The organism is Aeromonas sp. BIGb0445 (assembly GCF_024809075.1).
In the GTDB taxonomy this organism is placed as follows: domain Bacteria; phylum Pseudomonadota; class Gammaproteobacteria; order Enterobacterales; family Aeromonadaceae; genus Aeromonas; species Aeromonas rivuli.
Genome location: NZ_JANUES010000001.1, coordinates 316,861 through 340,694 on the forward strand (window position 1 = coordinate 316,861; position 23,834 = coordinate 340,694).

Consider the following 23,834-nt stretch of genomic DNA (forward strand, 5'->3'; position numbering starts at 1 on the left):
GTTCGGATCTAATTGAGGTTCACATGGGAAAGAAGTATTGGCTGGCATTGGCAAACCTGATGTGGCTGGGCTGTTTGCCGCTGGGGCAGGCACAGGCCAGCGAGACCCCTGTGGTGGTGAGTACTGCGATCGGCACCCATGAATGGTATAGGGACAGTAGATCAGAGCAGGCAAGAAAAGAGCTGGAGCTGCAGTTGCAAGAGGCTGCGTTGGCCCAGTTGCACCCTGAATTCCAAGCTGTGTGGCGGCGGCTCAAGGCGATGCCCGAGCAGGGGCGGGGGCCGCTCTATGACGAGGCGTTCAGCAAGTTGGCCCGTTTCCAGCAACAGTGGCGCGCCATGGATCTGGTCTCTCGCGAGCAGCTGAAGACCCAGAAGCTGGATCTCTCCTTGTCGTCGGAGCCGGTGACAGAGAGCGGCGATCTGCTCGATCAGGTGCGGGATCTACGCCCCCAGGTCGCCGAATATGAGGCGGTGCGTGCCAAGGTGCACAAGCTGCTGGCGCTGCCCATGGCCACCACCTGGCCCACCCTGGCCATGCCAACTCTGCGCAGTGGCGAACCATCCCCCGAGCTTGGCCAGATCCGCGCCATGCTCAATGAACTTGGCGATGTGGCCCCCGCCCATCAGGATGAAATCTATGACGCCGAGACTGAAGAGGCCATCAAGCTGTTCCAGCGTCGTCATGGTCTGACTGCCGACGGCATCATAGGCCGCCGCACCCTGGCCTGGCTCAATACCGGGCCTGTGGTACGCGCCAGTTTACTGCTGCGTAATCTCTGGCGCCGGGATCTGGTGGATCATCTGGTCGGCAGCCGTTATGTGCTGGTCAATATTCCCGACTATCGCCTGAGCGTGGTGCAGGGGGGCGGTGAGGTCTTTACCAGTCGGGTCATCGTCGGCAAGGAGGAGCGGGAGACCCCGATCCTCGCCAGCGAGATCCGCTCCGTGGTGCTCAATCCGGCTTGGCATGTGCCCAGATCCATCCTGAGCAAGGACATACTGCCCAAACTGAGTCGCGATCCGGGCTATTTGGCCCGCGAGCAGTTCGAGGTGACCGACAGTGCCGGCAATCCGCAGCACCTCACCGAGGAGCAGTGGCATCAGGCCCTGGCCGAGGGGTTCCCTTATCGACTGCGGCAAAAGCCGGGGGATCACAATGCCCTGGGCCGTTACAAATTCTATCTGCCCAACAACGATGCCATCTATCTGCATTCAACCCCGAGCAAGGGGCTGTTTGAACAGGGGGCGCGGGCCTTCAGCTCTGGTTGTATCCGGGTCGAACATGCAGACGATCTGGCCGAATTGCTGCTCGCCGATTCCCGCTATCAACCCGACAAGGTGGCCAGTCTGCTCAAAGAAGACAAGACCAAGTGGCTGCCGCTCAGCACGCCAACGCCGGTATTCACCGTCTACTGGAGCAGCTGGCTCGATGAGCAGGGTCGTCAGCAACTGCGCAGCGACATCTATGGATTTGATCGGGTCAGCTATCAGAGTCGTGCCCTGTGATCCCGAGCACAGTCTGATAAGCCCGGCTTCGGCCGGGCTTTTTGTTGGCGGATTAGGGTTTGACAGAAAAGGAAGGCGGCGGTTAAGTTCGAGCGGTTGCCTTGTTTTTATTCACATTCAGACGGAGCCGACATGCTCGACAAAGAGATAAGCCGACGCCGCCTGCTACTGGGGGCTGGTTGTGTGATGGGAGCCAGTTTGCTCTCTTTTCCCGCCCAGGCGAGCCGCAGCACCAACAGTCGCGACTTGAGTGTTTTCAACCTCAACACCGGCGAGCGGGTCAAGGCCAGTTACTGGGAGAAGGGGCGCTATCTGCCGGACGGCCTGGCCGAACTCAATCATCTGCTGCGTGACTACAGGCGCGATGAGGTGTTCAACATAGACCGCAAGCTGTTTGATCAGCTCTATTTGCTGCAACAGCGCCTCGGCCATCATGGTGAAATCCAGCTTATCTCGGGTTACCGCTCCCCGGCCACCAATAATGCCAAGCACAGGCGCAGCAAGGGCGTGGCGAAACACAGCTACCATGTACTCGGCCAGGCGGTCGATGTGCGCCTGCAGGGGGTGCAGCTTGCCCATTTGCGCAAAGCGGCGCTGCAGCTCCAGGTGGGTGGCGTGGGTTATTACCCCAGCGACAATTTTGTTCACCTGGATACGGGGCCGGTGCGCAGTTGGTAGACCCATTTGGTCTCATTGGCTGACAGGGGCAAGGGGGAGCTGCTAGGCTTGGTGCCTCATACAGAGGAGAAAAAGATGAAGCAGATCCTGATAGGTGCCATGGTGGCCCTGGTATTGACAGGTTGCGGCAAGATAAACCGTGATAACTACGACAAGCTCAAGATGGGGATCAGCTACAGCGAGGCGAGTGCGATCCTCGGCAAGGCGGACAGTTGCGATGATGCCCTGGGCACGACCAGCTGCATCTGGGGTGACAAGCAACAGAACATCAAGATCCGTTTCATTGCCGACAAGGCGACCTTCTTCAGTTCCGAAGGGATCAAATAGCTTCCCCCAACAAAAAAGCGCCAAACGGCGCTTTTTTGTTGCCCGCTTTTCAGCAGATCAGCAAGGCATGTACCGCTTAGTGGGAAGCATATTGGTAGTTGAAGGTGGGCAGTCCCCACTTGAAGCGTATCGCGAGCAGCCGCAGCACGAAGCCAATACCAATGGCGCCGAATGCCGCCCAATCACTGGGCAGCCCCTGATCGAGCGCCAGGCAATAGAGCCCGGCTGTGATGAGGGAGACACCGGCGTAGAGCTCGCGGCGAAACACCAGCGGGATACGCTGGCACAGCAGATCGCGCAGCACACCGCCAAATACCCCGGTCACCACGGCCATGATGCAGGCAATGCCGGCGCCATGGCCCATCTCCAGGGCGCGGGATGCGCCGAAGATGGAGAAGACCACCAAGCCCAGGGCGTCGAGGGCCATGAACAGCTTGCCGAGGTAGCGCATCAGGGGCGCGCAGATGACAGTGACCAGGGCGGCGCCAGCGACCAGCACCACGTAGAGGGGATGCTCGACCCAGAGCAGGGGATAGTGTCCCAGCAGCACGTCTCTGATGGTACCGCCGCCGATGGCCGTCGCCGACGCGATGATAACGACGCCAAACAAGTCCATTCGCCGCCGGCCCGCCGCCAGCGCGCCCGTCATCCCTTCGGCGACCAGGCCGAGCAAGAAGAGTGCATGTAACATGAGAAATACCCGGGTTCGAGAAAGGCCCGCATCCTAACAAGCCTGCATTGGCCCTACAAGCACTCTCACATTCACATTAGATTAAGTAATGAAAAGGGGGCTGTCGCCCCCTCTTTTTCTTATGAAACAATCTCGTTACTTTTTGATCTGCTCATCCCGGTACTGATCGACCCACATGGCGGTGGCACCACAGATGGCCACCGGCATCACGAACAGGTTCACCACGGGAATGGCGGAGAAGAGGGTCACCAGGGCGCCGAAACTCAGGCACTTGCCCCGACGCTGTTTGAGGGCGTCGCGCATGGTGACGAAGTCGATCTTGTGGTTGTCAAACGGGTAGTCCACATACTGGATGGCCATCATCCAGGCACTGAACAGGAACCAGATCAGGGGAGCCAGGGTTTGGCCCACCACGGGGATCAGGAACAGGATCAGGCAGCCAATCGCCTTGGGCAGATAGTATTTCAGCTTGGTCCATTCGCGCCCGAATATCCGAGGCACATCCCGGACTATGTCGAGCATGCCGGTTTCGGCGCTGGGTTGGCCGGTGAGGTGCTGTTCCACCTTCTCGGCCAGCAGGCCATTGAAGGGGGCCGCCACCCAGTTTGCCAGGGAGCTGAACAGGAAGGAGAAGACCACCAGTATGGTCAGCAGTGCGATGGGCCAGAGCAGGTAGTCGAGCCAGGATAGCCAGGAGGGGATCTGCTGGTGCAGCCAGGCGAACAGGCCATCGAGTTGCAGCAACAGGGCGTAGAAGGCGCCGGAGAACAACAGGAAGTTGACCAGCAGCGGGATCAGCACGAAGGTGCGGATACCCGGTTGGCGGATCAGTGAGAAACCGCGCAGGAAGTAGTCTGCACCGCTGATAGAGTCTTTGACTAAGGGGCGTGATTGGCTCATCTGAGCTCCATCCATGACAGGGAACAGCCTGCATATTACAAACAAGCCATTGATTTGGTAAAGTCATCGACCCGCCGCCCCACTATTTAGCCCGGATATAGGCCTACATGCGTCTGAAATTGATCAAGCTCGCCGGTTTCAAGTCGTTCGTCGAGCCGACCAAGATAGTGCTCAGTGCCGACATGACCGCCATAGTGGGTCCGAACGGTTGCGGCAAATCCAATGTCATCGATGCGGTGCGCTGGGTGCTGGGTGAGAGTTCGGCCCGCCACCTGCGCGGCGAAAACATGACAGACGTCATCTTCAATGGTTCCCTCAATCGCAGTGCCCATGGCCGCGCCTCGGTCGAACTGGTGTTCGACAATCCCCACAATCGCGTGCCCGGCGAGTTTGGTCGTTTCAGCGAGATCTCGGTGCGCCGCGAGGTGCTGCGAGATGGCAGCAACCATTACGAAATCAATGGCCAGAAGTGCCGGCGCAAGGATGTCACCGATCTCTTCCTCGGCACGGGGCTGGGCCCGCGCAGCTACGCCATCATAGAGCAGGGCACCGTCAGTCGCCTGGTGGAGTCGCGCCCGGCGGATCTCAAACTGTTCATGGAGGAGGCTGCGGGGGTCTCTCGCTACAAGGAGCGCCGTCGGGAGACGGAGCTGCGCATTCGTCACACCCAGGAGAACCTGGAGCGGCTCGGCGACATTCGCAGCGAGCTCGGTGCCCGGCTCGATCATTTACGAACTCAGGCCCAGACCGCCGAACGTTACAGCCAGCTCAAGGGGCGCAGCCGTGCCGCCCGTGCCGAGTTGATGGGCTCCGAGCTGTGGGCGCTGGAGACTCGCTTGGCCCAGGCCAAGGAGGAACTGGCCAAGGTGGACTTGGCCATTGCCGCCCTCGATGCCAAGCGCAGTCAGGATGACAGTCACCATATCCGCCTGTCGGTGGCACGTCAGGAGGCTCAGGCCGAGCAGACGGCGCGCCAGCAGCAGCTCTTCCTCGGCGGTCAAGCCATCGCTCGCCTCGAGCAGCAACAGCTCCATCGCGATGAGCTGGGCCGCGACTGGCAGACGCGCAGCATTGTACTGACCGAGCGCATCGAGGGGCTCAAGGGACAGTTGGCCGAACTCTTGACCGAGCAGGCCAGCCAGGCGCTGACCGCCGAGCAGGAGGAGGCCCGCCTCGAGCAATGTGAGCAGTTGCTTGAGGATCAACAAGGGCGGCGCGTGGCGGCAAGCGAGGCTCTGGAAGGGGCGAGATCGCGGCAACAACAGTGGCAGCAGCAGCTGGCTCAGTTGCAATCAAACCTCAACCAGACGCGCACTCAGCAACATGGCCTGCAGGAGCTGCAGGCCAAGACCCGGCTCGCTCGCCTCAAGCTCGAAGAGGAGCAAGGGGATCCCCTGGCCGGTCAGCCGGACTTGCAACCGGCACTGGAGGCTCTGAGCCGCGAGCTCGAGCTGATGCGTGCCAAGAACGGGGAGCTGGCCGAATTAGCCCGTGGGGGCGCGGCTCATCATCAGGGGCTCAATGAACGACTGCATCAGCAGACCAGTCTGCTGCGCGAGTTCGATGCCCGGCTCACCACCCTGGATCAGATCCTGGGCCCGCAACTGGGTGGCGACAAACTGGCCGATGGCTTGCAGGTGTCGCCCGTCTGGGCCCAGGCCCTGGACAAGGTGCTGGGTCGCTGGATGACGGCCAACGCCGCCGACATCTGCCCCGAGGGCCATGCAGGGCTCTGGATAGGCCCGGCGGAACCCGCTCTGCCCGGCACGCTCGGGGCCGAAGTGACGGGGCCGCATATCCCGGCTTTTCTCAATGGCATCTGGCTGGCGGCGGATTTGACGGCGGCCCGTCAACAACAGACACAACTGGCGGCGGCGGAGTCTGTGCTCACCCCCGCGGGCGACTGGCTCGGGCGCAACTGGGCCGATTTGGGTCAGGATGGCGCCCTGGGTCCCCTGGCCCAGCAAGGGGAGCGTGAGCGGTTGCGTCAGGAACGCAGCCAGGCCGACGGCGAGCGGCAGCAGTTAGTCAGCGCCCTGCAAGAGGCCGATCGGCTATGGGTAGAGCAAAAAGAGTCCTATGAGGCACATGACCGGGCGCTCGGCGAGCAGGAGCTGAGATGGCAGCGGCAGCGTGAAGCCTGGAGTCAGCAACAGGGTCAGCGCCAGGAGCGGCTGTTGCGGTTGGGCCAGCTGGGTGAGGATCTGCGCCGCCTCGACGCCGAGCAGGCCTCCGAGTCCAGCCGCAGCGAGGCGCTTGCCCAGGAGTGTGAGCTGATTGATGCCCAGTTGCAGGAACATCTGGCGCAAGGAGAGGCTGAGTGTGAGGCGCTGCAACTGGCACAGGAGCAGGGGCGGCGAGCCGAGCAAGAGCTGGAGGCGGCACGGGTGCGCCGCGAGCAGCAGCTGGCGAGCAGCCAGCGCTTGCAGTTGGCGCAACAGAACCGGGATCAGATCATCGCCTTGCGAGAACAAGAGCTGGCCCGGCTCGGGTTGGAGCTGGCGCAGCTCAAGGCGCCTGAGCCCGCATCGGGTCAGGATCTGTCGCCCCTGCTCCATGAGCAGCGCACCCTGGAGACGGCGCAATTGGCCTGCCATCAACGTATCGCCGAACTTGATAAGGGGCTGGCCGAGCTGGAGCTGACCCGGGCATCGGATCGCAACGTGCTGGTGACACTGCAAGAGCAGCTGGCCCAGCTGCGCCTCGAGCGTGAGCGCAACCTGACTCGGCGCCAGGGGCTGCATGAGCAGTTCGAGGAGCTGGGGGTACGACTGATCGATCTCGATCAGGCGGTGCTGATCGCCGCCAATCGCACCGCCCTGCGCCAGGAGATCCAGACCCTGGAGAGCCAGGTGGAGGCGCTTGGCGCCATCAACCTGGCGGCGCTGGCGGAATACGAGGAGGCGCAAACCCGGGCCAGCTACCTGGAAAATCAGTGCCAGGATCTCGAGCAAGCCTTGGAAACCCTGGGCCAAGCCATTAAAAGAATTGATAAAGAGACACAAATACGCTTCCGTGACACTTTCGATAAGGTCAATGAAGATTTAAAATCCCTGTTCCCCAAGGTGTTTGGGGGTGGGAGCGCCTGGCTGGAGCTCACCTCCGACGATCTTTTAGAGGCCGGGGTGAGTATCATGGCAAGACCTCCGGGTAAGAAGAATGCTACCATTGCCCTGCTTTCCGGGGGGGAGAAGGCCTTGACCGCACTTGCGCTGGTTTTTGCCATCTTCAGACTCAATCCAGCGCCTTTCTGTTTGCTGGATGAGGTGGATGCACCGCTCGATGAAGTGAACGTCGGTCGCTTCTGTTCTCTTGTCAAAGAGATGTCGAGCACAGTACAGTTCGTTTACATCAGTCATAACAAGGTCTCCATGGAGATGGCTGAACAACTGATCGGCGTAACGATGCAAGAGCCTGGTGTCTCGCGCATTGTCTCGGTCGACATCGGTGAAGCCGTCGCTTTGGCTGAGCAAAACTAGAAAGAGAAGCAGCTAATGCAGGAATTGCGTTACATCTTGGTCGCCTTGGGCGGGATTGCCATAGCGGCATTGCTCATTCACGGGTTGTGGAGCAACAGGAAGAATCGTCAGTCCCCGATCAAGGAGAAACCCTTGAACCGGATGGACACCAAAGCACGGGATCGTGACAGCGATGCCTTCGATAGCGACGGCATCGGCCAGGTGCGCGTGGTCAGTGCTGGCCGCCGTGCCGAGCCCAAGCTGCAGCCTGAGGCTGCACCTGTCCACGACTACCTCGATGATGAGGATGAAGACGAACTGCCGCCGCCAGCCCCGCGCAAACCGGTCGCCCGTCCCGTCGCCCCAGCCCCTGTCTATGAGGACGAGGAAGAGGAGATCTACGAGGAGCCGGTTGCCGCCGAGCCGGTGCGCAAGCCCGCTCAGGTGAATCGCCGCACCCCAGTCTATCGCTCTCGCCCCCAGCACGAACCCGCGTTGCAGCCGTTTGACGACGAGCCTCAGCCCGAGCCTGCCTACACCAGCGGCCTCAGCTTCGGTGAACAAACCGTGCGCGCCGAACCCCGTCAGGCGCCAGTGCATGCCGAGCCACAGTTTGACGAGCCCCAGTTTGCACCCAGGGCTGAGGCGAGAGTGCAACCCCGTGCCGAGCCCAGGGTCGAGCGTGCCGCCCCCGTGCAGGCCCCGGTTTATGCCCCTGTGTATGACGAGCCGGAGCCCGATCGCGCTCCCGTCGAAAAGATTTGGCAGGATGTCTATGTCATCAACCTGATGGCTCGCCCCGGTCAGGCGCTGCAAGGGGCTGCCCTGTTGGCCTCCCTGCAATCCCTGGCATTCAAGTTCGGCGAGATGGATATCTTCCACCGTCACGAAGGGCTCGATGGCCACGGGGAAGTGCTGTTCTCCATGATCAACATGGTCAAACCGGGCACCTTCAATCCGTACCGGATGGAGCAGTTCAATACCCCTGGGGTCTCCTTGTTCATGCAACTGCCCCTGCGCAGCAACGTGGCCTTTGCCTTCGAGCACCTGCTGCAAGCCGCCGATCAGTTGGCCAGTGACCTGGATGCCATGCTGACCGACATGGAGCGCAGCCCGCTCAGCGATGAGACCATCGACAGGTATCGCCGCGAATTGGCTGCCTTCGAGGCCAGTCGCGACTAAGCGACCGGCGCTGTCGAGTGAATAAAAAGTGCGGTACCTGGGTGCCGCATTTTTATTTGTCCGCCTAACTTATCATTTCCACCACAGTCGAGATTTTTTCATGAGCGAATCCCTCACCCGCCACCGTCAACTGTGTGAACTGCTTATCGAATATGGCCATCAGTACTACGGGTTGAAAAAACCGACAGTACCGGATGCCGAATATGATCGATTGAAGGAGGAGCTACTTGCCCTTGAATTGGCTCATCCTGAGCTTCGTCATAGCCAGCTGTGTGGACTGCTTACGGAGTACGGCCATCAGTACTATGTGCTGGATAACCCCACCGTACCCGATGCCGAATATGATCGCCTGATGCGCGAGCTGATCGCGCTGGAAAGCGATCATCCCGAGCTGAAAACCGCCCGCTCCCCCAGTGTGCGGGTCGGTGGTGCGCCACTGACAGCCTTCAATCAGGTGCGCCACGAGATCCCCATGCTCAGTCTGGACAATGTGTTCAGCAGCGAAGAGCTGGTGGCGTTCGAGCAGCGCATGAGGGATCGCCTGAAACGTGAGCTGAGTTTCACCTTCTGCTGCGAGCCCAAGCTCGATGGCCTGGCGGTGAGCCTGCTTTATGTGGAGGGTCAGCTGATGCAGGCGGCAACCCGGGGGGACGGCAGCACGGGGGAGGAGATCACCGAGAACGTGCGCACCATCAAGGCGATCCCCCTCGTCTTGCGTGGTGAAGGCTGGCCCGCCCGGCTGGAAGTGCGCGGTGAGGTGTTCATGCCCAAGGCTGGTTTCGAGGCGATGAACGAGCGAGCCCTGGCCGCGGGGGAGAAGGTGTTCGTCAACCCGCGCAATGCCGCCGCTGGCAGCCTGCGTCAACTCGATTCCCGGATCACGGCGAGTCGCCCCTTGAGTTTCTACGCCTACGGGGTCGGCATTGGCGGCGAGCTGCTGGGGGACTCCCACTTCGCGCGGCTGTGTCGTCTCAAGGAGTGGGGCCTGCCCATGAGTCCCGAGGTCAGGTTGATGGAGGGGGCGGCGGGTTGCCAGGCGTTCCACGATGACATTCTGGCGCGCCGTGACGCCCTGAAGTATGAGATTGATGGGGTCGTCTACAAGGTCGACAGTATTCCGCTTCAGCAAGAACTCGGCTTCGTGGCCCGTGCCCCGCGCTGGGCCACGGCTCACAAGTTCCCGGCCCAGGAGGAGATGACCCTGCTGGAAAACGTCGAGTTCCAGGTCGGTCGTACCGGCGCCATCACCCCGGTGGCCAAGCTCAAACCCGTGTTCGTCGGCGGCGTCACCGTCTCCAACGCCACCTTGCACAATGCCGACGAAATCGAGCGCCTCGGCGTCATGATCGGCGATACCGTGATAGTGCGTCGGGCCGGGGATGTGATCCCCCAGGTGGTGGCCGTGGTGGCCGCCCAGCGCCCCGCGGATGCCCGGGAGATCCTGTTCCCGAGCGCCTGCCCCGTGTGCGGCTCGGCGGTGGAACGACACGAGGGCGAGGCGGTGGCCCGCTGCGCCGGTGGTCTGTTCTGCGAGGCGCAGCGCGCCGCCGCCATCAAGCACTTCGCCGCTCGCCGTGCCATGGATGTGGATGGTCTGGGGGACAAGATAGTGGATCAGTTGGTGGACAAGGGTCTGGTCAAGACACCGGCGGATCTGTTCAGCCTCACCGCCATCCAGCTCGCCGGGCTGGAACGAATGGGGCCGAAATCCGCACTCAACCTGGTGGCCGCCATCGATGCGGCGCGCAGCACCACCTTGCCGCGCTTCCTGTTTGCCCTTGGCATTCGCGAAGTGGGCGAGGCGACGGCCCTGAACCTGGCCAATCATTTCCTGACTCTGGATGCCCTGCGCGCCGCCAGCGTCGAGCAGTTGCTCGCGGTGCCGGATGTGGGGGAGGTGGTGGCCAAACATGTCTACTACTTCCTGCGCCAGCCCCATAACATCGAGGTGCTCGACGCCTTGCTGGCCGCCGGTATCCACTGGCCGGAGATTGAGCAGAAAGAGGCGGCCGAGCAACCCTTTGCCGGCAAGACCTTCGTGCTGACCGGCACCCTCACCACCCTGTCACGCAACGATGCCAAGGCGGCCCTGCAGGCTCTTGGTGCCAAGGTGGCCGGTTCGGTGTCGGCCAAGACGGACGTGCTGGTGGCCGGTGAGGCGGCGGGCTCCAAGCTCATCAAGGCCCAGGAGCTCGGCATCACCATCTGGACCGAAGAGCAGTTGCAAGCCGCTATCCAGCCCTGAGCCGGATCCCTGACCTGAGACGCTACAGACCCGGCCCTGACCGGGTCTGTTTTTTCATGGGTTATTCCCTATGCCGACCCGTTCAGCTGAGCGGTTGCCCACGGCCTGCTCGAACGATCCCATCCCTCTTCTCATCTCTTGCAACAGATCATCGCTGCCGGTGCATGGTCTCCCTGACCGGCTCTGCTGGGTTGCCCGGCTGACCGCTGGGCAGAGGCGGCCCAGGTCGGCAGCAAGGGCCACACATATTTGCAAACCAGGGATCCGCCCCTAGGCCAGAGTGGCTCTGGCCTAGGGGTGAAAAGTGCTCTTTTGACACTGTTTCCTAACTGAGCAGCTGGCGAAAAACCTGTCTTGGATCAAGAAAGCGCCTTCGGCTTTGGGGCCTAATAGCCACCACATATAGGGAATTAAAGAGATAAAAATCCCATATGTTGTGTTTGTAAGCTGTGGATAACCTCAGCACTCCCAGATGCCAGCCAGGGGCTCAAGGCCCGGCTGGTCTCGTCTCGCCCTGGCGAGCCGGGGCAGGCCGGGAGCGCTTATCGGGTCGACGAAGTGCGGCCATTTTGCGGGGATGAGAAATGAAACCGGTTGTGATCAAACGTGATGGATGCCATGCACCTTTTGATGTTGAACTGATTGCGGCCGCCGTCGGGCGAGCGGCCCAGGCGGTCGGTCAGGGGGATCTGGGGTTGGCCAATAGCGTCGCCATGGCCGTGGCGAGTGAGCTTGAGGGCCGTGCCGAGGTCGATATTCACGAGATCCAGAACCGGGTCGAGAACCACCTGATGGCCTCCGACGACAAGACCATCGCCCGTGCCTACATCGAATACCGTCACGACAGGGATCAGGCCCGCGAGGCTCGTGGCCGTCTGGCCCAGGAGATCCGTGGCCTGGTGGAGCAGACCAATGCGGCGCTGCTCAACGAGAATGCCAACAAGGATGCCAAGGTGATCCCGACCCAGCGCGATCTGCTGGCCGGTATCGTCGCCAAGCACTACGCCATCACTCATATGTTGCCCAAGGCCGTGGTACAGGCCCATGAGCGTGGCGATCTGCACTTCCACGACCTCGATTACTCCCCCTTCTTCCCCATGTTCAACTGCATGCTGATCGATCTCAAGGGCATGCTGACCCACGGCTTCAAGATGGGCAACGCCGAGATTGATACCCCCAAGTCGATCAGCACGGCGACCGCCGTCACGGCCCAGATCATCGCCCAGGTGGCGAGCCACATCTATGGCGGCACCACCATCAACCGCATCGACGAGGTGCTGGCCCCCTATGTGACCATCAGCTGGCAGAAACACCGGGAAGTGGCCGAGGAGTGGGGCATCGCGGATGCCGAGGCCTATGCCATGGCGCGCACCGAGAAGGAGTGCTTCGATGCCTTCCAGTCCCTGGAGTACGAGGTCAACACCCTGCACACCGCCAACGGTCAGACCCCCTTCGTCACCTTCGGCTTCGGCCTGGGGGAGAGTTGGCAGTCGCGCCTGATCCAGCGCGCCATCCTCAGCAACCGCATCGCGGGTCTGGGCAAGAACAGGAAGACGGCGGTGTTCCCGAAACTGGTGTTCGCCATCAAGGATGGTCTCAACCACAAGCAGGGGGATCCCAACTACGACATCAAGCAGCTGGCCCTGGAGTGCGCCACCAAGCGGATGTACCCGGATATCCTCAATTACGACCAGGTAGTGAAAGTGACCGGCTCCTTCAAGACCCCCATGGGCTGTCGCTCCTTCCTCGGTGCTTATGAGGAGAATGGCGAGCTCGTTCACGAGGGGCGCAACAACATCGGGGTGGTGAGCCTCAATCTGCCGCGCATCGCGCTCAAGTCCCGGGATGAGAGGGATTTCTGGTCACGGCTGGATGAGGCGCTCGAGGTGGCAAGAGAAGCCCTGATGTATCGCATCGAGCGCTTGGAGGGAGTCAAGGCGCGGGTCGCACCCATCCTCTACATGGAGGGAGCCTGCGGGGTGCGCCTCAAGGCCGACGACAACGTCAGCGAGATCTTCAAGCATGGCCGCGCCTCCATCTCGCTGGGTTACATCGGGGTGCACGAGACCATCAACGCCCTGTTTGGCACCGACCGTCACCTGTTTGACAGTGCCCAGTTGCAAGAGAAGGCCATCGCCATCATCGCCCGCCTCAAGGCTGCGACCGAGCAGTGGAAGGAGCAGACCGGTTATGGCTTCAGCCTTTACTCCACTCCGAGCGAGAACCTCTGTTCGCGTTTTTGCCGCATGGATGCCAAGGAGTTCGGCCTGGTTCCCGGGGTGACCGACAAGGGTTACTACACCAACAGTTTCCACCTGGATGTGGAGAAGCAGGTGAACCCCTATGACAAGCTGGATTTCGAGGCACCCTATCCGCCCATCGCCAGCGGTGGCTTCATCTGCTACGGCGAGTATCCCAACTTGCAGCACAATCTGGAGGCGCTCGAAAACGTCTGGGATTACAGCTATGACAGGGTGCCCTACTACGGCACCAACACCCCCATCGACGAGTGCTACGAGTGCGACTTCACTGGTGAGTTCGAGTGCACCTCCAAGGGCTTCACCTGCCCGCGCTGCGGCAACCACGATCCGGCCAAGGTGTCGGTGACCCGGCGGGTGTGCGGCTACCTCGGCAGCCCGGATGCGCGTCCCTTCAACGCGGGCAAGCAGGAAGAGGTGAAACGCCGGGTCAAACACCTGTGATCGAGACTGACGGACCTGCTGGCTGCTGATGGAAATGAAAGGGCTCTTTTTGAACCCTTGTCGATCGCGGTAAGCATCGATGATGCAGGGGCCACAGCTGCCGGTATTGGAAACGAGAAGAGGGCGAGATGTATTACCACAAGTATTACCCTGTCGATGTGGTCAATGGCCCCGGTACCCGGGCCAGCCTGTTCGTCTCCGGCTGCGAGCACCAGTGCCCTGGCTGCTACAACCAGAGCACCTGGCGCCTCGATGGCGGCAAAGCGTTCGATTCGGCCATGAGCGATCGCATCATCGCGGATCTCAATGATGGCCGGATCAAGCGGCGTGGCCTGACGCTCTCGGGGGGGGATCCGCTCCATCCCGCCAATGTGCCCCAGGTGCTGGCACTGGTGAGGCGAGTACGCGCCGAGTGTCCGGGCAAGGACATCTGGTGCTGGACCGGTTATCGGCTCGAGGAGCTTGATGAGGCGCAGTGGCAGCTGGCGGCCCTGCTGGACGTACTGGTGGATGGTCGCTTCGAGCAGACCCTGGCCGATCCTGGTTTGCTGTGGCGGGGTAGCAGCAATCAGCAGGTGCATCAGATCGCGGCGCTGATCCGCTCTGCGCCACTGCGCAATCTGCTCTGATGGGGATGCGGGGCTGGGGCTGCTGTCATTTGGCCCCGACTTAGCCTTTGCCAATTGCTGGCTGTGGGCTTACTGTTAGGCATCAAACTCACAGGAGAATGTGATGAACAACGTGCTCAAAATCTTGCTGGCCATCTTTTTACCCCCGGTCTGTGCCTTTATCCAGGTGGGCTTTAGCCTGCATTTTCTGATCAACATAGTGTTGACCCTGCTCGGCGGTCTGCCAGGCATGGTGCATGCTCTCTGGCTGGTGGTCAGCGACAAGCGTGCCTGACCCGCATTTTGTGAACAAAAAGGCCAACCTGCGGGTTGGCCTTTTTGTTCGCAGCAGTAGGGGCTATGCCACTGGTTACTGTTGTTTGCACTCGGCGTAGAGGCTCTGCCACTTGCCATCTTCGGCCCGCTGTTCGACGAAGCCTTCCTTGCCTTTGTTCCACCAGACAACTTCATGGTCATCGGTGTAGCGGACACCCGAGGCGGAGACGACCTGGGGCAGGGTGTAATCCTTGCCGTTTGGCAAGGCCAGCTTGACGAAGTTGAGGCTGTCATCGGAGAGGCCGAAGTAGCTCACCTGGACCTTCTGATCGTTGGCACACTGATAGGCGATCGGCTCGCCTCCTGTGACTGTGAGGGTATGGGGTGCCGGGGCACAGCCAGCGAGACCGAGCAGCAGGGCACCCGGCAGAGAAAAGCGCAGAAATATCACAATGAAGACTCCATCAGTGAGGTACAGGTTCGACTGAACCCATAGCCTGACCATAAAGCCTAACAGAGCAGGGCATTCAGGCAAGGATTAAGGGGCCCGGGTCGGTCGTGCCGTGAGATATGGGACCCGGTTGCGACATTTTGCGCCGATACGGTTCCATCAGCGGGCTCTATTCATCACCTCTGGTGAACATATTTCCCAAAAAAAGCCCCGACACCAGGTCGGGGCAAACAAAGCTCATCCATGGGCTCATTACAGTAGTCGTATCAGTAACCGAAACGGGTCGCCTCGAAACGGTTGAGCAGACGGTGGATCAGGTAGCAGGCCAGCAGGGTGGCGACGATGGCAAACAGGATGCTGCTGACCCGGTAGAGGGCGCTGAACACCAGATCGTTGCCCGGGGTCAGGTACTGGCCAAACAGGATGCCGAGGGTGGTGAGGGCACCGAAGCCGACCCCGGAGCCGCTCGCCTCCTTCACATGGGCATGGCTGAACAGCATGGCCCCGAGCCAGAGCAGGGGGGTGACCAGCAGCAGTTGCCCTGACCAGTCATAGAGCACCAATTGGCTCAGGATGCCGAAACTCACCCCGAGCAGGGTGCCCATGGCGCGCTTGCGGGCATAGCTCAGGGCCCCGTCCCAGTGCATGGGAAAAAGCAGCATCAGTGTGGTCGCCTGGGCGGACATGGAGTCGCGCAGATCGAACAGTTGGAACACCAAAAATGAGAGGGTGGCGATGCTGGCACCGAGCAGTGCCTCGTGCCGCAGCCGGTGCGGGGCCTTGACGGAGGAGGCTTTGGGGGCGTGAGCCTCCACATCCGGGATAAGGATCGTCACCAGGTAGGCGATGAGCACCGACAGTATGTTGGCCCAGAGGTTGCTGAAGATCAGATTGTTCAGGTCGGTCTGGGGGTAGCTGGCAAAGTGCAGCATGATGCTGAGGCTTACCACACCGTTGGCGCCAAACAGGAACAGGCTGCCCCGGGACATGGCGGCGAAACGGTAGAGAAACAGCAGGAAGACGATGGGGGTCATCAGGCCGGCATGGCCGCCGAACAGACCGCCCAGCAGGCCGACCTCCAGCCCGCACATCACGCCGGCGGCGATAAGCTGGCGGGCGGCGTGGCCGTTCATCACCGGGATCATGCCGAGCAGCAGCATGGGGGTGACGGTGTAGAAGACCCCGTAGTTCCAGCCGCAAATCTTGCAGATCAGGAAGCCCAGAGTGCTGCCGAAGGCGATGCGCAGGCATTGGCGCAGCTCGTTGGCGGTGAGGGCTCGGTGCCAGAGTGTCATGCTTGCCCCCATTAGTAGATGTAGTGCAGCAGGCTGAGCAGGCGGATCTGGCCGCGGGCAAAGAGCGCGCTCAGGGCGTTGTCCGGCAGCAGCTGGACGGTGGCGCGGGCCCCGGCCGGCAGATGGGCGGGCAACTGATCCAGGGTCAGGTGCAGGCGCAGTCGCTGGGCATCCCGCACCCAGCGATCGGATTCGATGGGGTTGGCCAAGAGGCCGTTGGCGTCGAACTGGCCAGCGCTGACCCCGGCGTCCAGGCTGGCGACCCGGGCCGGATAGAGGCGGCCGGGCTCGCCGTCGAAGGCGACCAGCGCCCGGCTCTGCGGGGTGATGTTACGCAGGCTCTTCTCGCGAAAATCGGCGATCACGTCCACCTGCTCCGAGACCAGGGCCAGCAGGGGAGCGCCCGCCGTGGCCACACTGCCCGGCTTGAGCTGCAGGTTGGTGATGATGCCATCCTGGCTCGCATGGACCTGGCTGTAGGTGAGGTTGAGCTCTGCCTGGGCGAGGCGGTTGCGCGCCTGGCGCAGCAGCAGGTTGTCGTCACCGGCCAGGCCACGGTTGACGCGAGCCTGCTCCATGCGGGCCTGGCTGGCCAGCAGGTTGGCACGGGCGGTGCGGGCGGCGCTGTCTGCGTCATCTTTCTGCTGCTCAGAGACCATGTGGCGGCGATAGAGGGTATCGATGCGCTCGGCCTCCCGCTGCTTCTGGGCGGTCTGGGTCTGCAGCGAGCTGAAGTCGGCGGCGGCGGCGTTCAGGGTCGCATCCAGCTGGCGATTCTGTTGCTCGGCCTGATCCAGGGCGAGTCTGGCCTGCTCGACCGCGAGCTCGAAGGGGGCTGGATCCAGCATGAACAGCAGATCCCCCTGTTTGACGTGCTGGTTGTTCACCACGGCGACCTCGACCACCTTGCCGCTGACCTGGGGCGCCATCTTGGTGACGACCCGGGTGGCCATGGCCTGGGGGGTGAGGGGCATCTTGATGTCGGCCAGCAGGAAGTAGCCGAACACCAGGATGAAGCAGGCCATGGCCCACTTGATCCAGCGTTTGAATTGTTGATCCGGGGTCATCTTATTCTCTCTCTTTATGCTGGGCACCGATCTTGCCGAGGGCATTGGCGGAGATGCGGTGCACTATCTCTTCAAACTGGGCCAGCTCCTGCTGGCTGATGCCCGCCAGCAGATCCCGGCGGACCTCCATGATGCGATCCTCGATCTTGTCGAGCAGCGCCTTGCCGGCCGGGGTCAGGCTGACGATGCGGGCGCGCTTGTCCTGGCTGCAGCAGTGGCGCTCGATCAGCGCCAGCTCTTCCAGCTGACCCAGGGTGCGCATCAGGGAGGGCAGCTCTATCTCCAGCGCCTCGGCCAGGGTCTTCTGGCTGAGGTGGCCGCCGAGGCGGCTCAGCTTCCAGAGCGCGGTCCAGCGTGGATGGGTCAAACCCAAGGGGGCCAGCTCGATATCGGCCACGGTGCGCCACAACCGGTGCAGTCGCCCCAGTTGTTCGGCGAGGGAGAGCTCGCGCAACATCTCCAGATCCTTTTTCATGGCAGACACCTCATATACTTAGCCTGCTAAGTATTATATTTATTTCGCAGGCTAAGTAAAGCGTGATTCAGCTCACATTCAGTTTCGGGGGCAGGGGGGCGGGGAGGGAAATGGTGCTGAAGGTTTCAATGTTTTTATATGGCTTTGCAGGCCAGCTAACCGACAGCGCAGGAGGGGATACCTAGCGTGGCGCCACACCACAAGCTGGAGCATAACAATGAAAAACCTCTCTACCCCCGAAGTACAGATGAAGGGCGCCTGGAGCGACCAGCAGATCGCCGGCATGCCGATGATGATCTTCCTGGGGCTCGCCACCTGCGTCCTCTACGCCGGCTGGAACGGCTCCCTGCCGCTCGGCATGGTCGGCCGCTGTTCGAGTACAACCGCCTTCTGCACCAATACGGTGGCGCTGCGTCTCTCCTTGAGCCGCACCAAGGCGCGCCGTTATCTGGAGTCCGACTACAGGGTCGAGGTGGATCTCGACTACGACCAGCGTGACCGGCCGGAGCGGCGTTACGCACTGGCGCCGGGGCAACCGAGCTGGCGGGTGTTAGCGTGGATAAGCAAGAAGGGAGCCTCGGCTCCCTTCTTGCTTTGTGCTGCTGCGGCTTGTCTCGCCGGTTTATGCCTCTTCCACAAGGGCGGGGCGTACCCTGGGCTTGAACTGGGAGAGCATGACGCCGCCCAGGATCAGGCCGCCACCGAGCAGGTGATAGCCGTGAATGGGCTCTCCCAGGGTGATCACGGCGATCAGCGCCGTGCACAAGGGCATCAGGTTCATGAACACCGAGGTGCGCTCCGCGCCCATGCTTGCCAGGCCGCGCATCCAGCAGTAGGCCGCCAGCAGGGAGGAGGCGATACCGGCGAAGATCACCAGCGGCCAGGCCTGGACGGAGACGGCCAGGGTATCGGCGCTGGCGGCGACCGGAACAAGCAATACCACCGCCAGCAGCACCTGCAGGTAGAGGTTGAGCCAGGGGCCGAACGGCAACTGCCAACGGCGGATCAGCAGGCCGTAGAGGGCATAGCTGGCCGAACCGAGCAGCATCATGGCATCCCCGGGATTGATCCCCTGGCGCAGCAGGCTCAGGGGATCCCCCTGACCGAGCAGCCAGAGTACGCCCAGCAGGGAGAGGCTCATGCCGATGAAGGCCTGGCGCCCGGGGCGCTGGCGAAACAGCAGTGTCCCTAGCAGCAGGGTCAGCATGGGGATCAGGGAGCCAATGACCCCCATATTGGTGGCCGAGGTGGTGTGGGCGGCGTAATAGGCAAGGCACTGGTAGAGCACCATGCCAAGGGCCGCCAGCACCAGCAGCTTGCCGAGCCAGGGGCGTATTTCATGGCGACGGCGCCACAGTTGCGGCAGGCAGAAGGGGGTCAGCACCAGGGCGGCGATCAGCCAGCGATAGAAGGAGATGGCGGCGGGATCGACCAGGGTGGCTGCGGCCTTGGAGACCACGGTATTGGTGGCCCAGATCAAGACAGCCATGACTGGGAACAGCAGGGGGGAAAACAGGGGCATGACAGACTCCTCATGATAATGGCGTCAGTCTACTCTTGTCTTTATCATCACAAGTAACGTAAAACTGACAGTTCATCCCTCGAAAAGGACAAGCCGTGCCGTCGATCCCCTACATGGCGCTGGACCGCGCCCTGGCGCCCCCCAATCCGCTCTATTTTCGCTATAGCCAGATCCAGGCGGGCAATGCCTGTCTTGCCCACAGCCACCCCTGGGGGCAGCTTAGCCTGATAAGCCTGGGGGTCATTGAGATAGTGGTGGGCGAACAGCGGCTGGTGGCCCCGGCGGATTACCTCATCTGGGTGCCTGCCGGGCTGGAGCACGCCTCCTACAACCAGCAGGCCCTCGACTACACCTCCATCTATGTCAGCGACACCCTGGCCTGGCGCCTGCCCGACGAGCCGAGATTGCTGGAGCTGACCCCGCTGCTCAAGGCGCTGCTGGCGGACTTTTGCGATCGCCGCGTCGGCCACATGGGAGATGACTGGGATGTGCGTCAGGCCGAGCTGCTGGTGGAGAAGCTGACCCATACCCGTTGCCAGGACAGTTACCTGCCCATGAGCCAGGACAAGCTGCTGGCCCCCATGCTGGCTGCGCTGCACAGTGATCCTGCCGATCCCCGCACTCTGGCGCAGTGGGCCGGGCAGTTGCACAGCACCGAACGCACCCTGGCCCGGCGCTGCGTGCGCGAGCTGGGCATGAATTTTGGTCAATGGCGGGCGCGGCTGCGGCTGCTCAAGGCGCTGGCCTGGCTCAAGGGGGAGTTACCCATTCAGGAGATTGGCTGGCGGCTCGGTTATGGTTCGACCTCGGCCTTTATCGCCATGTTCAATCGCGAGCTGGGTTGCTCGCCCCAGCGTTATCGCCAGCAGCTGGTCCTGCCTGGGAGCTGAGCAGGCCGTCTGGCAACGCCTGCCAGGGGGATCCCCGGATATAAAGAGAGGGCGCCCATGGGCGCCCTCTGCGTCGATATTCATTCCGGCTCGGGTTAGAAGAAGCCGAGGGGATTGATGTCGTAGCTCACCAGCAGGTTCTTGGTGTTCTGGTAGTGATCCAGCATCATCTTGTGAGTCTCGCGGCCGATCCCGGACTTTTTGTAACCACCAAAGGCCGCGTGAGCCGGGTAGGCGTGATAGCAGTTGACCCAGACCCGACCGGCCTGGATGCCGCGACCCATGCGCCAGGCCAGGTTGCTGTCACGGGTCCACAGACCCGCTCCCAGGCCATATTGAGTGTCGTTGGCAATGGCCAGGGCTTCTGCTTCGTTCTTGAAGGTGGTCACGCCGAGGGCCGGGCCGAAGATCTCCTCCTGGAAGACCCGCATCTTGTTCTGACCGTGGAAGATGGTGGGCTGGATGTAGAAGCCCCCCTCCAGCCCGCTCACCCTGGCGGCATTGCCGCCGATCAGCATATTGGCGCCTTCGGCCCGGCCGACGGCCATGTAGCTCAGGATCTTGTCGTATTGCTCGCGGGAGACCTGGGCCCCCACCTGAGTATTGGTGTCCAGGGGGTTGCCCTGCACGATGGCCCGGGCGCGCACCAGCACCCTCTCCATGAAGTCGTCATAGATCTTCTCGTGCACCAGGGCGCGGGAGGGGCAGGTGCACACCTCGCCCTGGTTAAAGAAGGTCATCAACATGCCTTCCACCGCCTTGTCGATGTATTGACTCTCATAGTCCATCACGTCGGCAAAATAGATGTTGGGGGACTTGCCGCCCAGTTCGACGGTGGAGGGGATCAGCTTGTCGGCGGCACAGCGCAGTATGTGGGTCCCAATCTCGGTGGAACCGGTGAAGGCGAGCTTCTGGATGCGCGAGCTGGTGGCCAGTGCCTGGCCCGCCTCGGCGCCGAAGCCGTTGACCACGTTGACCACGCCGGGAGGCAGTATGTCCTTGATGAGATCCATCAGCAGCATGATGGTGACCGGGGTCTGCTCGGCGGGCTTGAGTATGCTGCAACAACCCGCCGCGAGCACGGGCGCCAGCTTCCAGGCTGCCATCAGCAGCGGGAAGTTCCAGGGGATGATCTGGCCGACCACGCCGATGGGCTCCTTGAAGTGATAACTGGCGGTGTGTTGATCCAGCTCGGCGGCCGAGCCCTCCTGGGCACGGATGCAGCCGGCGAAGTAGCGGAAGTGATCCACCACCAGCGGCAGGTCGGCGGCCAGGGTCTCACGCACCGCCTTGCCGTTTTCCCAGGTCTCGGCGATGGCCAGCACCTCGATATTCTGTTCGATGCGATCGGCGATGCGCAGCAGCAGATTGCTGCGTTCGGTGACGCTGGTCTTGCTCCAGCTGGCAAAGGCCTTGTGGGCGGCATCCAGCGCCAGCTCGATGTCGGCCGCATCGGAGCGGGCCACCTCGCAGAACACACGGCCATCGACCGGCGAGATGTTTTCAAAGTAACGGCCGCCGCGGGGGGCAACCCAGTCGCCCCCGATAAAGTTGTCATAGCGGGATTTGAAGCTGACCAGGGCGCCTGCCTGGCCGGGTGCGGTATAGATCATTGCATCTTCCTTGTGCTTGTGTGTGTGACCTGTTGTTGCCCGGTCAGCGCCGGGGATAGCCTGTGCTTGCCTACATAGTGGTCATTCACGACATCGCAAGGGCCGTGCCAAGGGTCAGGCCACGGCATCAAAAGTTACAAAAACGTTATCAAATCTCGGTTGGCGGCGTATCTTGTTTAACCAGTGATCCTGGCGAGCCGACGCCTGCTGTTCCAAAACGGGACACACGTTGTCGCGACTGTCACGATTCTGAACAGGAGGCATCATGCGCGAACTACCCGTGTCCGACCCCATACACCGCTCCTGGCAGCGTTGCCTGCATCAGGGGCTCAGTCGTCAACAGAGCGCCGAGCTGGATTTGTTGCCCCAGGGGGAGCTGTCGGCCCGGTTGGAGGGGAGCCGGGAGCTGGTGCTCTGCTTCGAGCAGTTCGTGCTGCCCCTGTTTATCCAGCTGCTGGCAGGAAGACCCTGCCGGTTGCTGCTCTGCGATGGCGAGGGGGCCATACTCGCCGCCAGCGGCGATGACAGCTTTGCCCGTCATGCGGAGCGCATCTTCTTGCGCAGCGGTGCCCGCTGGGGGGAGGGCAGCAAGGGCACCAATGCCATCGGCACAGCCCTGGCCGAGGGGAGTGAAGTGCAGGTGCTTGGCAGTCAGCACTTCTTCGCCCAGCACAGCTTCCTCAGTTGCAGTGCCTGCCCGCTGCTGGCGCCGGACGGCAGCCTGCTCGGCGTACTGGATATCTCCTCGGATGCCCGGCATCACGGTGGCGACATGCTGGGCACGGTGCGACTGCTCGCCATGACCCTGGAGAATGCCCTGTTGGCCCGTCGTCCCGGCCGGCTGGTGGATCTCGATCCCCAGACGCTCTGGTCACCGCGGCTGCTGCTGGGTGAGGAGGGGGAGCTGCTCGGTGCCAACCGGGCCGGTCGACTCTGGCTGGGCCAGCATGCTTTCGATGGTCGTCAATTGCTGCGCGAGCGCCAGATCTGCCGGATCCTTCCCTCTCGGGCGCCCGTGGAAGGCAAGCCAAATGTACCCCTCAAGATGCTGGAGCGCGGCATCACGCTGCTGCTGGAGGGGGAAACCGGCAGCGGCAAGGAGCACATGGCCAGGAGCCTGCATCAAGCCTCGAGTCGGGCCGACGCCCCTTTGGTGTGCGTCAATTGCGGCGCCCTGCCCGCCGATCTGGTGGAGGCCGAACTGTTTGGCTATGTGGGCGGGGCCTTTAGCGGCGCCCGCAGCCAGGGGAGTCAGGGCTATCTGCGCGCCGCCCATGGCGGCATTCTGATGCTGGATGAAATTGGCGAGCTGCCATTGCTGGCCCAGACCCGCTTGCTGCGGGTATTGCAGGAGCGCGCCGTGACCCCCCTTGGCAGCCACAGGCCCGAGCCGGTGGATTTCTGGTTGATCTGCGCCAGCCACCGGGATCTTGGCGCCATGGTCAACGCCGCTACCTTTCGTGAGGATCTCTACTACCGGCTGTGTGGCTGGCGTCAGCGGCTCGCCCCCTGGCGAGAGTGGCCGCCACTGGACCGGCGCCAATTGCTGAACCGCTTGCTGGCCGAGATAGATCCCGCATTGCAGCTGACGGAGGAGGCCGAGCAGCGGCTGCTGGCACATCCGCTGCCGGGCAATGTCCGTCAGCTCAAGCAGGCGTTGGAGGTAGCCTGCGTGCTGGCCGAGGGGCTTGACTGGATCCGACCAGAGCATTTGCAGCTGCCAGACGGGTGGGGGGAGGAGACGTCGCCTCGCAGTCTGCGTGAGGCGGGGCACAGGCAAATCGCCAGCACCCTGGCCGAGTGTGACGGCAATGTGAGTGAGGCGGCGCGGCGGCTTGGTATCAGCCGCACAACCCTATACCGGCGCCTCGAGCGCAGTCGCGATTAATTAACGTATTGATTTTGTGAGCTGGCTCAACTTATCTGGCTATATGGCGAAGTAGGCT

Annotated in this window: 19 protein-coding genes and 1 pseudogene; 12 read left to right on the forward strand and 8 right to left on the reverse strand. The window is 62.0% G+C overall.

Going from position 1 to position 23,834, the window contains the following annotated elements:
* Positions 1-23: 23 nt before the first annotated feature.
* The 3 genes from M2367_RS01490 to M2367_RS01500 all read left to right on the forward strand — a co-directional run bounded on the left by M2367_RS01490 (position 24) and on the right by M2367_RS01500 (position 2,513).
* Positions 24-1,508 carry a murein L,D-transpeptidase gene (locus M2367_RS01490; protein ID WP_224431009.1) on the forward strand — a complete coding sequence of 495 codons (1,485 nt, stop codon included), beginning with the start codon at positions 24-26 and terminating at the stop codon, positions 1,506-1,508.
* A 132-nt stretch (positions 1,509-1,640) separates the two neighbouring features.
* Positions 1,641-2,186: a YcbK family protein gene (locus M2367_RS01495; RefSeq protein WP_259235567.1), complete on the forward strand. Its 546-nt coding sequence runs from the start codon at positions 1,641-1,643 to the stop codon at positions 2,184-2,186.
* 75 nt (positions 2,187-2,261) lie between these two features.
* On the forward strand, positions 2,262-2,513 hold the full coding sequence (locus M2367_RS01500; protein WP_042040723.1) for a lipoprotein: 252 nt from the start codon (positions 2,262-2,264) through the stop codon (positions 2,511-2,513).
* A gap of 76 nt (positions 2,514-2,589) precedes the next feature.
* On the opposite strand, the gene M2367_RS01505 is transcribed toward M2367_RS01500, so the two are convergent.
* Both M2367_RS01505 and cysZ read right to left on the reverse strand, forming a co-directional pair.
* Complete coding sequence (locus M2367_RS01505; RefSeq protein ID WP_042040722.1) at positions 2,590-3,204, reverse strand: trimeric intracellular cation channel family protein; 615 nt, start codon at positions 3,202-3,204, stop codon at positions 2,590-2,592.
* Positions 3,205-3,339: 135 nt separating this feature from the next.
* On the reverse strand, positions 3,340-4,104 hold the full coding sequence (gene cysZ, locus M2367_RS01510; protein WP_042040721.1) for a sulfate transporter CysZ: 765 nt from the start codon (positions 4,102-4,104) through the stop codon (positions 3,340-3,342).
* A 107-nt stretch (positions 4,105-4,211) separates the two neighbouring features.
* On the opposite strand from cysZ, the gene M2367_RS01515 reads away from it, so the two are divergent.
* From M2367_RS01515 to M2367_RS01540, 6 genes are all read left to right on the forward strand, one after another.
* Positions 4,212-7,583 (forward strand): AAA family ATPase, encoded by a 3,372-nt coding sequence (locus M2367_RS01515; protein ID WP_259235568.1) that lies wholly within the window; start codon positions 4,212-4,214, stop codon positions 7,581-7,583.
* Positions 7,584-7,598: 15 nt separating this feature from the next.
* Entirely contained in the window at positions 7,599-8,744 is a 1,146-nt protein-coding gene (zipA, locus tag M2367_RS01520) for a cell division protein ZipA (protein ID WP_259235569.1), read from the forward strand.
* A 100-nt stretch (positions 8,745-8,844) separates the two neighbouring features.
* Positions 8,845-10,989 (forward strand): NAD-dependent DNA ligase LigA, encoded by a 2,145-nt coding sequence (gene ligA, locus M2367_RS01525; protein WP_259235570.1) that lies wholly within the window; start codon positions 8,845-8,847, stop codon positions 10,987-10,989.
* A 584-nt stretch (positions 10,990-11,573) separates the two neighbouring features.
* Entirely contained in the window at positions 11,574-13,691 is a 2,118-nt protein-coding gene (nrdD, locus tag M2367_RS01530; protein ID WP_259235571.1) for an anaerobic ribonucleoside-triphosphate reductase, read from the forward strand.
* A gap of 128 nt (positions 13,692-13,819) precedes the next feature.
* Positions 13,820-14,320 (forward strand): anaerobic ribonucleoside-triphosphate reductase-activating protein, encoded by a 501-nt coding sequence (nrdG, locus tag M2367_RS01535; protein ID WP_259235572.1) that lies wholly within the window; start codon positions 13,820-13,822, stop codon positions 14,318-14,320.
* Positions 14,321-14,423: 103 nt separating this feature from the next.
* Positions 14,424-14,594, forward strand: coding sequence for a YqaE/Pmp3 family membrane protein (locus M2367_RS01540; protein WP_005898342.1), 171 nt, complete (start codon positions 14,424-14,426; stop codon positions 14,592-14,594).
* Between the two features lie 75 nt (positions 14,595-14,669).
* On the opposite strand, the gene M2367_RS01545 is transcribed toward M2367_RS01540, so the two are convergent.
* The 4 genes from M2367_RS01545 to slyA form a co-directional block, all read right to left on the reverse strand.
* Positions 14,670-15,026 carry an MliC family protein gene (locus M2367_RS01545; protein WP_042040716.1) on the reverse strand — a complete coding sequence of 119 codons (357 nt, stop codon included), beginning with the start codon at positions 15,024-15,026 and terminating at the stop codon, positions 14,670-14,672.
* Positions 15,027-15,292: 266 nt separating this feature from the next.
* A complete protein-coding gene (locus M2367_RS01550) occupies positions 15,293-16,321 on the reverse strand; it encodes a DUF2955 domain-containing protein (RefSeq protein WP_259235573.1) in 1,029 nt (342 codons plus the stop codon).
* A gap of 11 nt (positions 16,322-16,332) precedes the next feature.
* A complete protein-coding gene (locus tag M2367_RS01555) occupies positions 16,333-17,388 on the reverse strand; it encodes an HlyD family secretion protein (protein WP_042040714.1) in 1,056 nt (351 codons plus the stop codon).
* Between the two features lies 1 nt (position 17,389).
* Positions 17,390-17,863, reverse strand: coding sequence for a transcriptional regulator SlyA (slyA, locus tag M2367_RS01560; RefSeq protein WP_259235574.1), 474 nt, complete (start codon positions 17,861-17,863; stop codon positions 17,390-17,392).
* A gap of 382 nt (positions 17,864-18,245) precedes the next feature.
* Between slyA and M2367_RS01570 the strand changes: the two are divergent.
* Positions 18,246-18,417, forward strand: a pseudogene (locus tag M2367_RS01570) (response regulator); the annotation flags it as partial.
* Positions 18,418-18,485: 68 nt separating this feature from the next.
* On the opposite strand, the gene M2367_RS01575 reads toward M2367_RS01570, so the two are convergent.
* A complete protein-coding gene (locus tag M2367_RS01575; protein WP_259235575.1) occupies positions 18,486-19,385 on the reverse strand; it encodes a DMT family transporter in 900 nt (299 codons plus the stop codon).
* A 113-nt stretch (positions 19,386-19,498) separates the two neighbouring features.
* On the opposite strand from M2367_RS01575, the gene M2367_RS01580 reads away from it, so the two are divergent.
* Positions 19,499-20,275 (forward strand): helix-turn-helix transcriptional regulator, encoded by a 777-nt coding sequence (locus tag M2367_RS01580; protein WP_259235833.1) that lies wholly within the window; start codon positions 19,499-19,501, stop codon positions 20,273-20,275.
* 95 nt (positions 20,276-20,370) lie between these two features.
* On the opposite strand, the gene M2367_RS01585 is transcribed toward M2367_RS01580, so the two are convergent.
* Complete coding sequence (locus tag M2367_RS01585) at positions 20,371-21,888, reverse strand: aldehyde dehydrogenase family protein (RefSeq protein ID WP_259235576.1); 1,518 nt, start codon at positions 21,886-21,888, stop codon at positions 20,371-20,373.
* Between the two features lie 265 nt (positions 21,889-22,153).
* On the opposite strand from M2367_RS01585, the gene M2367_RS01590 reads away from it, so the two are divergent.
* Positions 22,154-23,776 (forward strand): sigma-54-dependent Fis family transcriptional regulator, encoded by a 1,623-nt coding sequence (locus M2367_RS01590; RefSeq protein ID WP_259235577.1) that lies wholly within the window; start codon positions 22,154-22,156, stop codon positions 23,774-23,776.
* The last annotated feature ends 58 nt before the right edge of the window (positions 23,777-23,834 follow it).

Bases quoted from the DNA above. Each gene is read 5' to 3' on its own strand.
- M2367_RS01490 (WP_224431009.1), top strand. From the start codon at position 24: ATGGGAAAGAAGTATTGGCTGGCATTGGCAAACCTGATGTGGCTGGGC.
- M2367_RS01495 (WP_259235567.1), top strand. From the start codon at position 1,641: ATGCTCGACAAAGAGATAAGCCGACGCCGCCTGCTACTGGGGGCTGGT.
- M2367_RS01500 (WP_042040723.1), top strand. From the start codon at position 2,262: ATGAAGCAGATCCTGATAGGTGCCATGGTGGCCCTGGTATTGACAGGT.
- M2367_RS01505 (WP_042040722.1), bottom strand. From the start codon at position 3,204: ATGTTACATGCACTCTTCTTGCTCGGCCTGGTCGCCGAAGGGATGACG.
- cysZ (WP_042040721.1), bottom strand. From the start codon at position 4,104: ATGAGCCAATCACGCCCCTTAGTCAAAGACTCTATCAGCGGTGCAGAC.
- M2367_RS01515 (WP_259235568.1), top strand. From the start codon at position 4,212: ATGCGTCTGAAATTGATCAAGCTCGCCGGTTTCAAGTCGTTCGTCGAG.
- zipA (WP_259235569.1), top strand. From the start codon at position 7,599: ATGCAGGAATTGCGTTACATCTTGGTCGCCTTGGGCGGGATTGCCATA.
- ligA (WP_259235570.1), top strand. From the start codon at position 8,845: ATGAGCGAATCCCTCACCCGCCACCGTCAACTGTGTGAACTGCTTATC.
- nrdD (WP_259235571.1), top strand. From the start codon at position 11,574: ATGAAACCGGTTGTGATCAAACGTGATGGATGCCATGCACCTTTTGAT.
- nrdG (WP_259235572.1), top strand. From the start codon at position 13,820: ATGTATTACCACAAGTATTACCCTGTCGATGTGGTCAATGGCCCCGGT.
- M2367_RS01540 (WP_005898342.1), top strand. From the start codon at position 14,424: ATGAACAACGTGCTCAAAATCTTGCTGGCCATCTTTTTACCCCCGGTC.
- M2367_RS01550 (WP_259235573.1), bottom strand. From the start codon at position 16,321: ATGACACTCTGGCACCGAGCCCTCACCGCCAACGAGCTGCGCCAATGC.
- M2367_RS01555 (WP_042040714.1), bottom strand. From the start codon at position 17,388: ATGACCCCGGATCAACAATTCAAACGCTGGATCAAGTGGGCCATGGCC.
- slyA (WP_259235574.1), bottom strand. From the start codon at position 17,863: ATGAAAAAGGATCTGGAGATGTTGCGCGAGCTCTCCCTCGCCGAACAA.
- M2367_RS01575 (WP_259235575.1), bottom strand. From the start codon at position 19,385: ATGCCCCTGTTTTCCCCCCTGCTGTTCCCAGTCATGGCTGTCTTGATC.
- M2367_RS01580 (WP_259235833.1), top strand. From the start codon at position 19,499: ATGGCGCTGGACCGCGCCCTGGCGCCCCCCAATCCGCTCTATTTTCGC.
- M2367_RS01585 (WP_259235576.1), bottom strand. From the start codon at position 21,888: ATGATCTATACCGCACCCGGCCAGGCAGGCGCCCTGGTCAGCTTCAAA.
- M2367_RS01590 (WP_259235577.1), top strand. From the start codon at position 22,154: ATGCGCGAACTACCCGTGTCCGACCCCATACACCGCTCCTGGCAGCGT.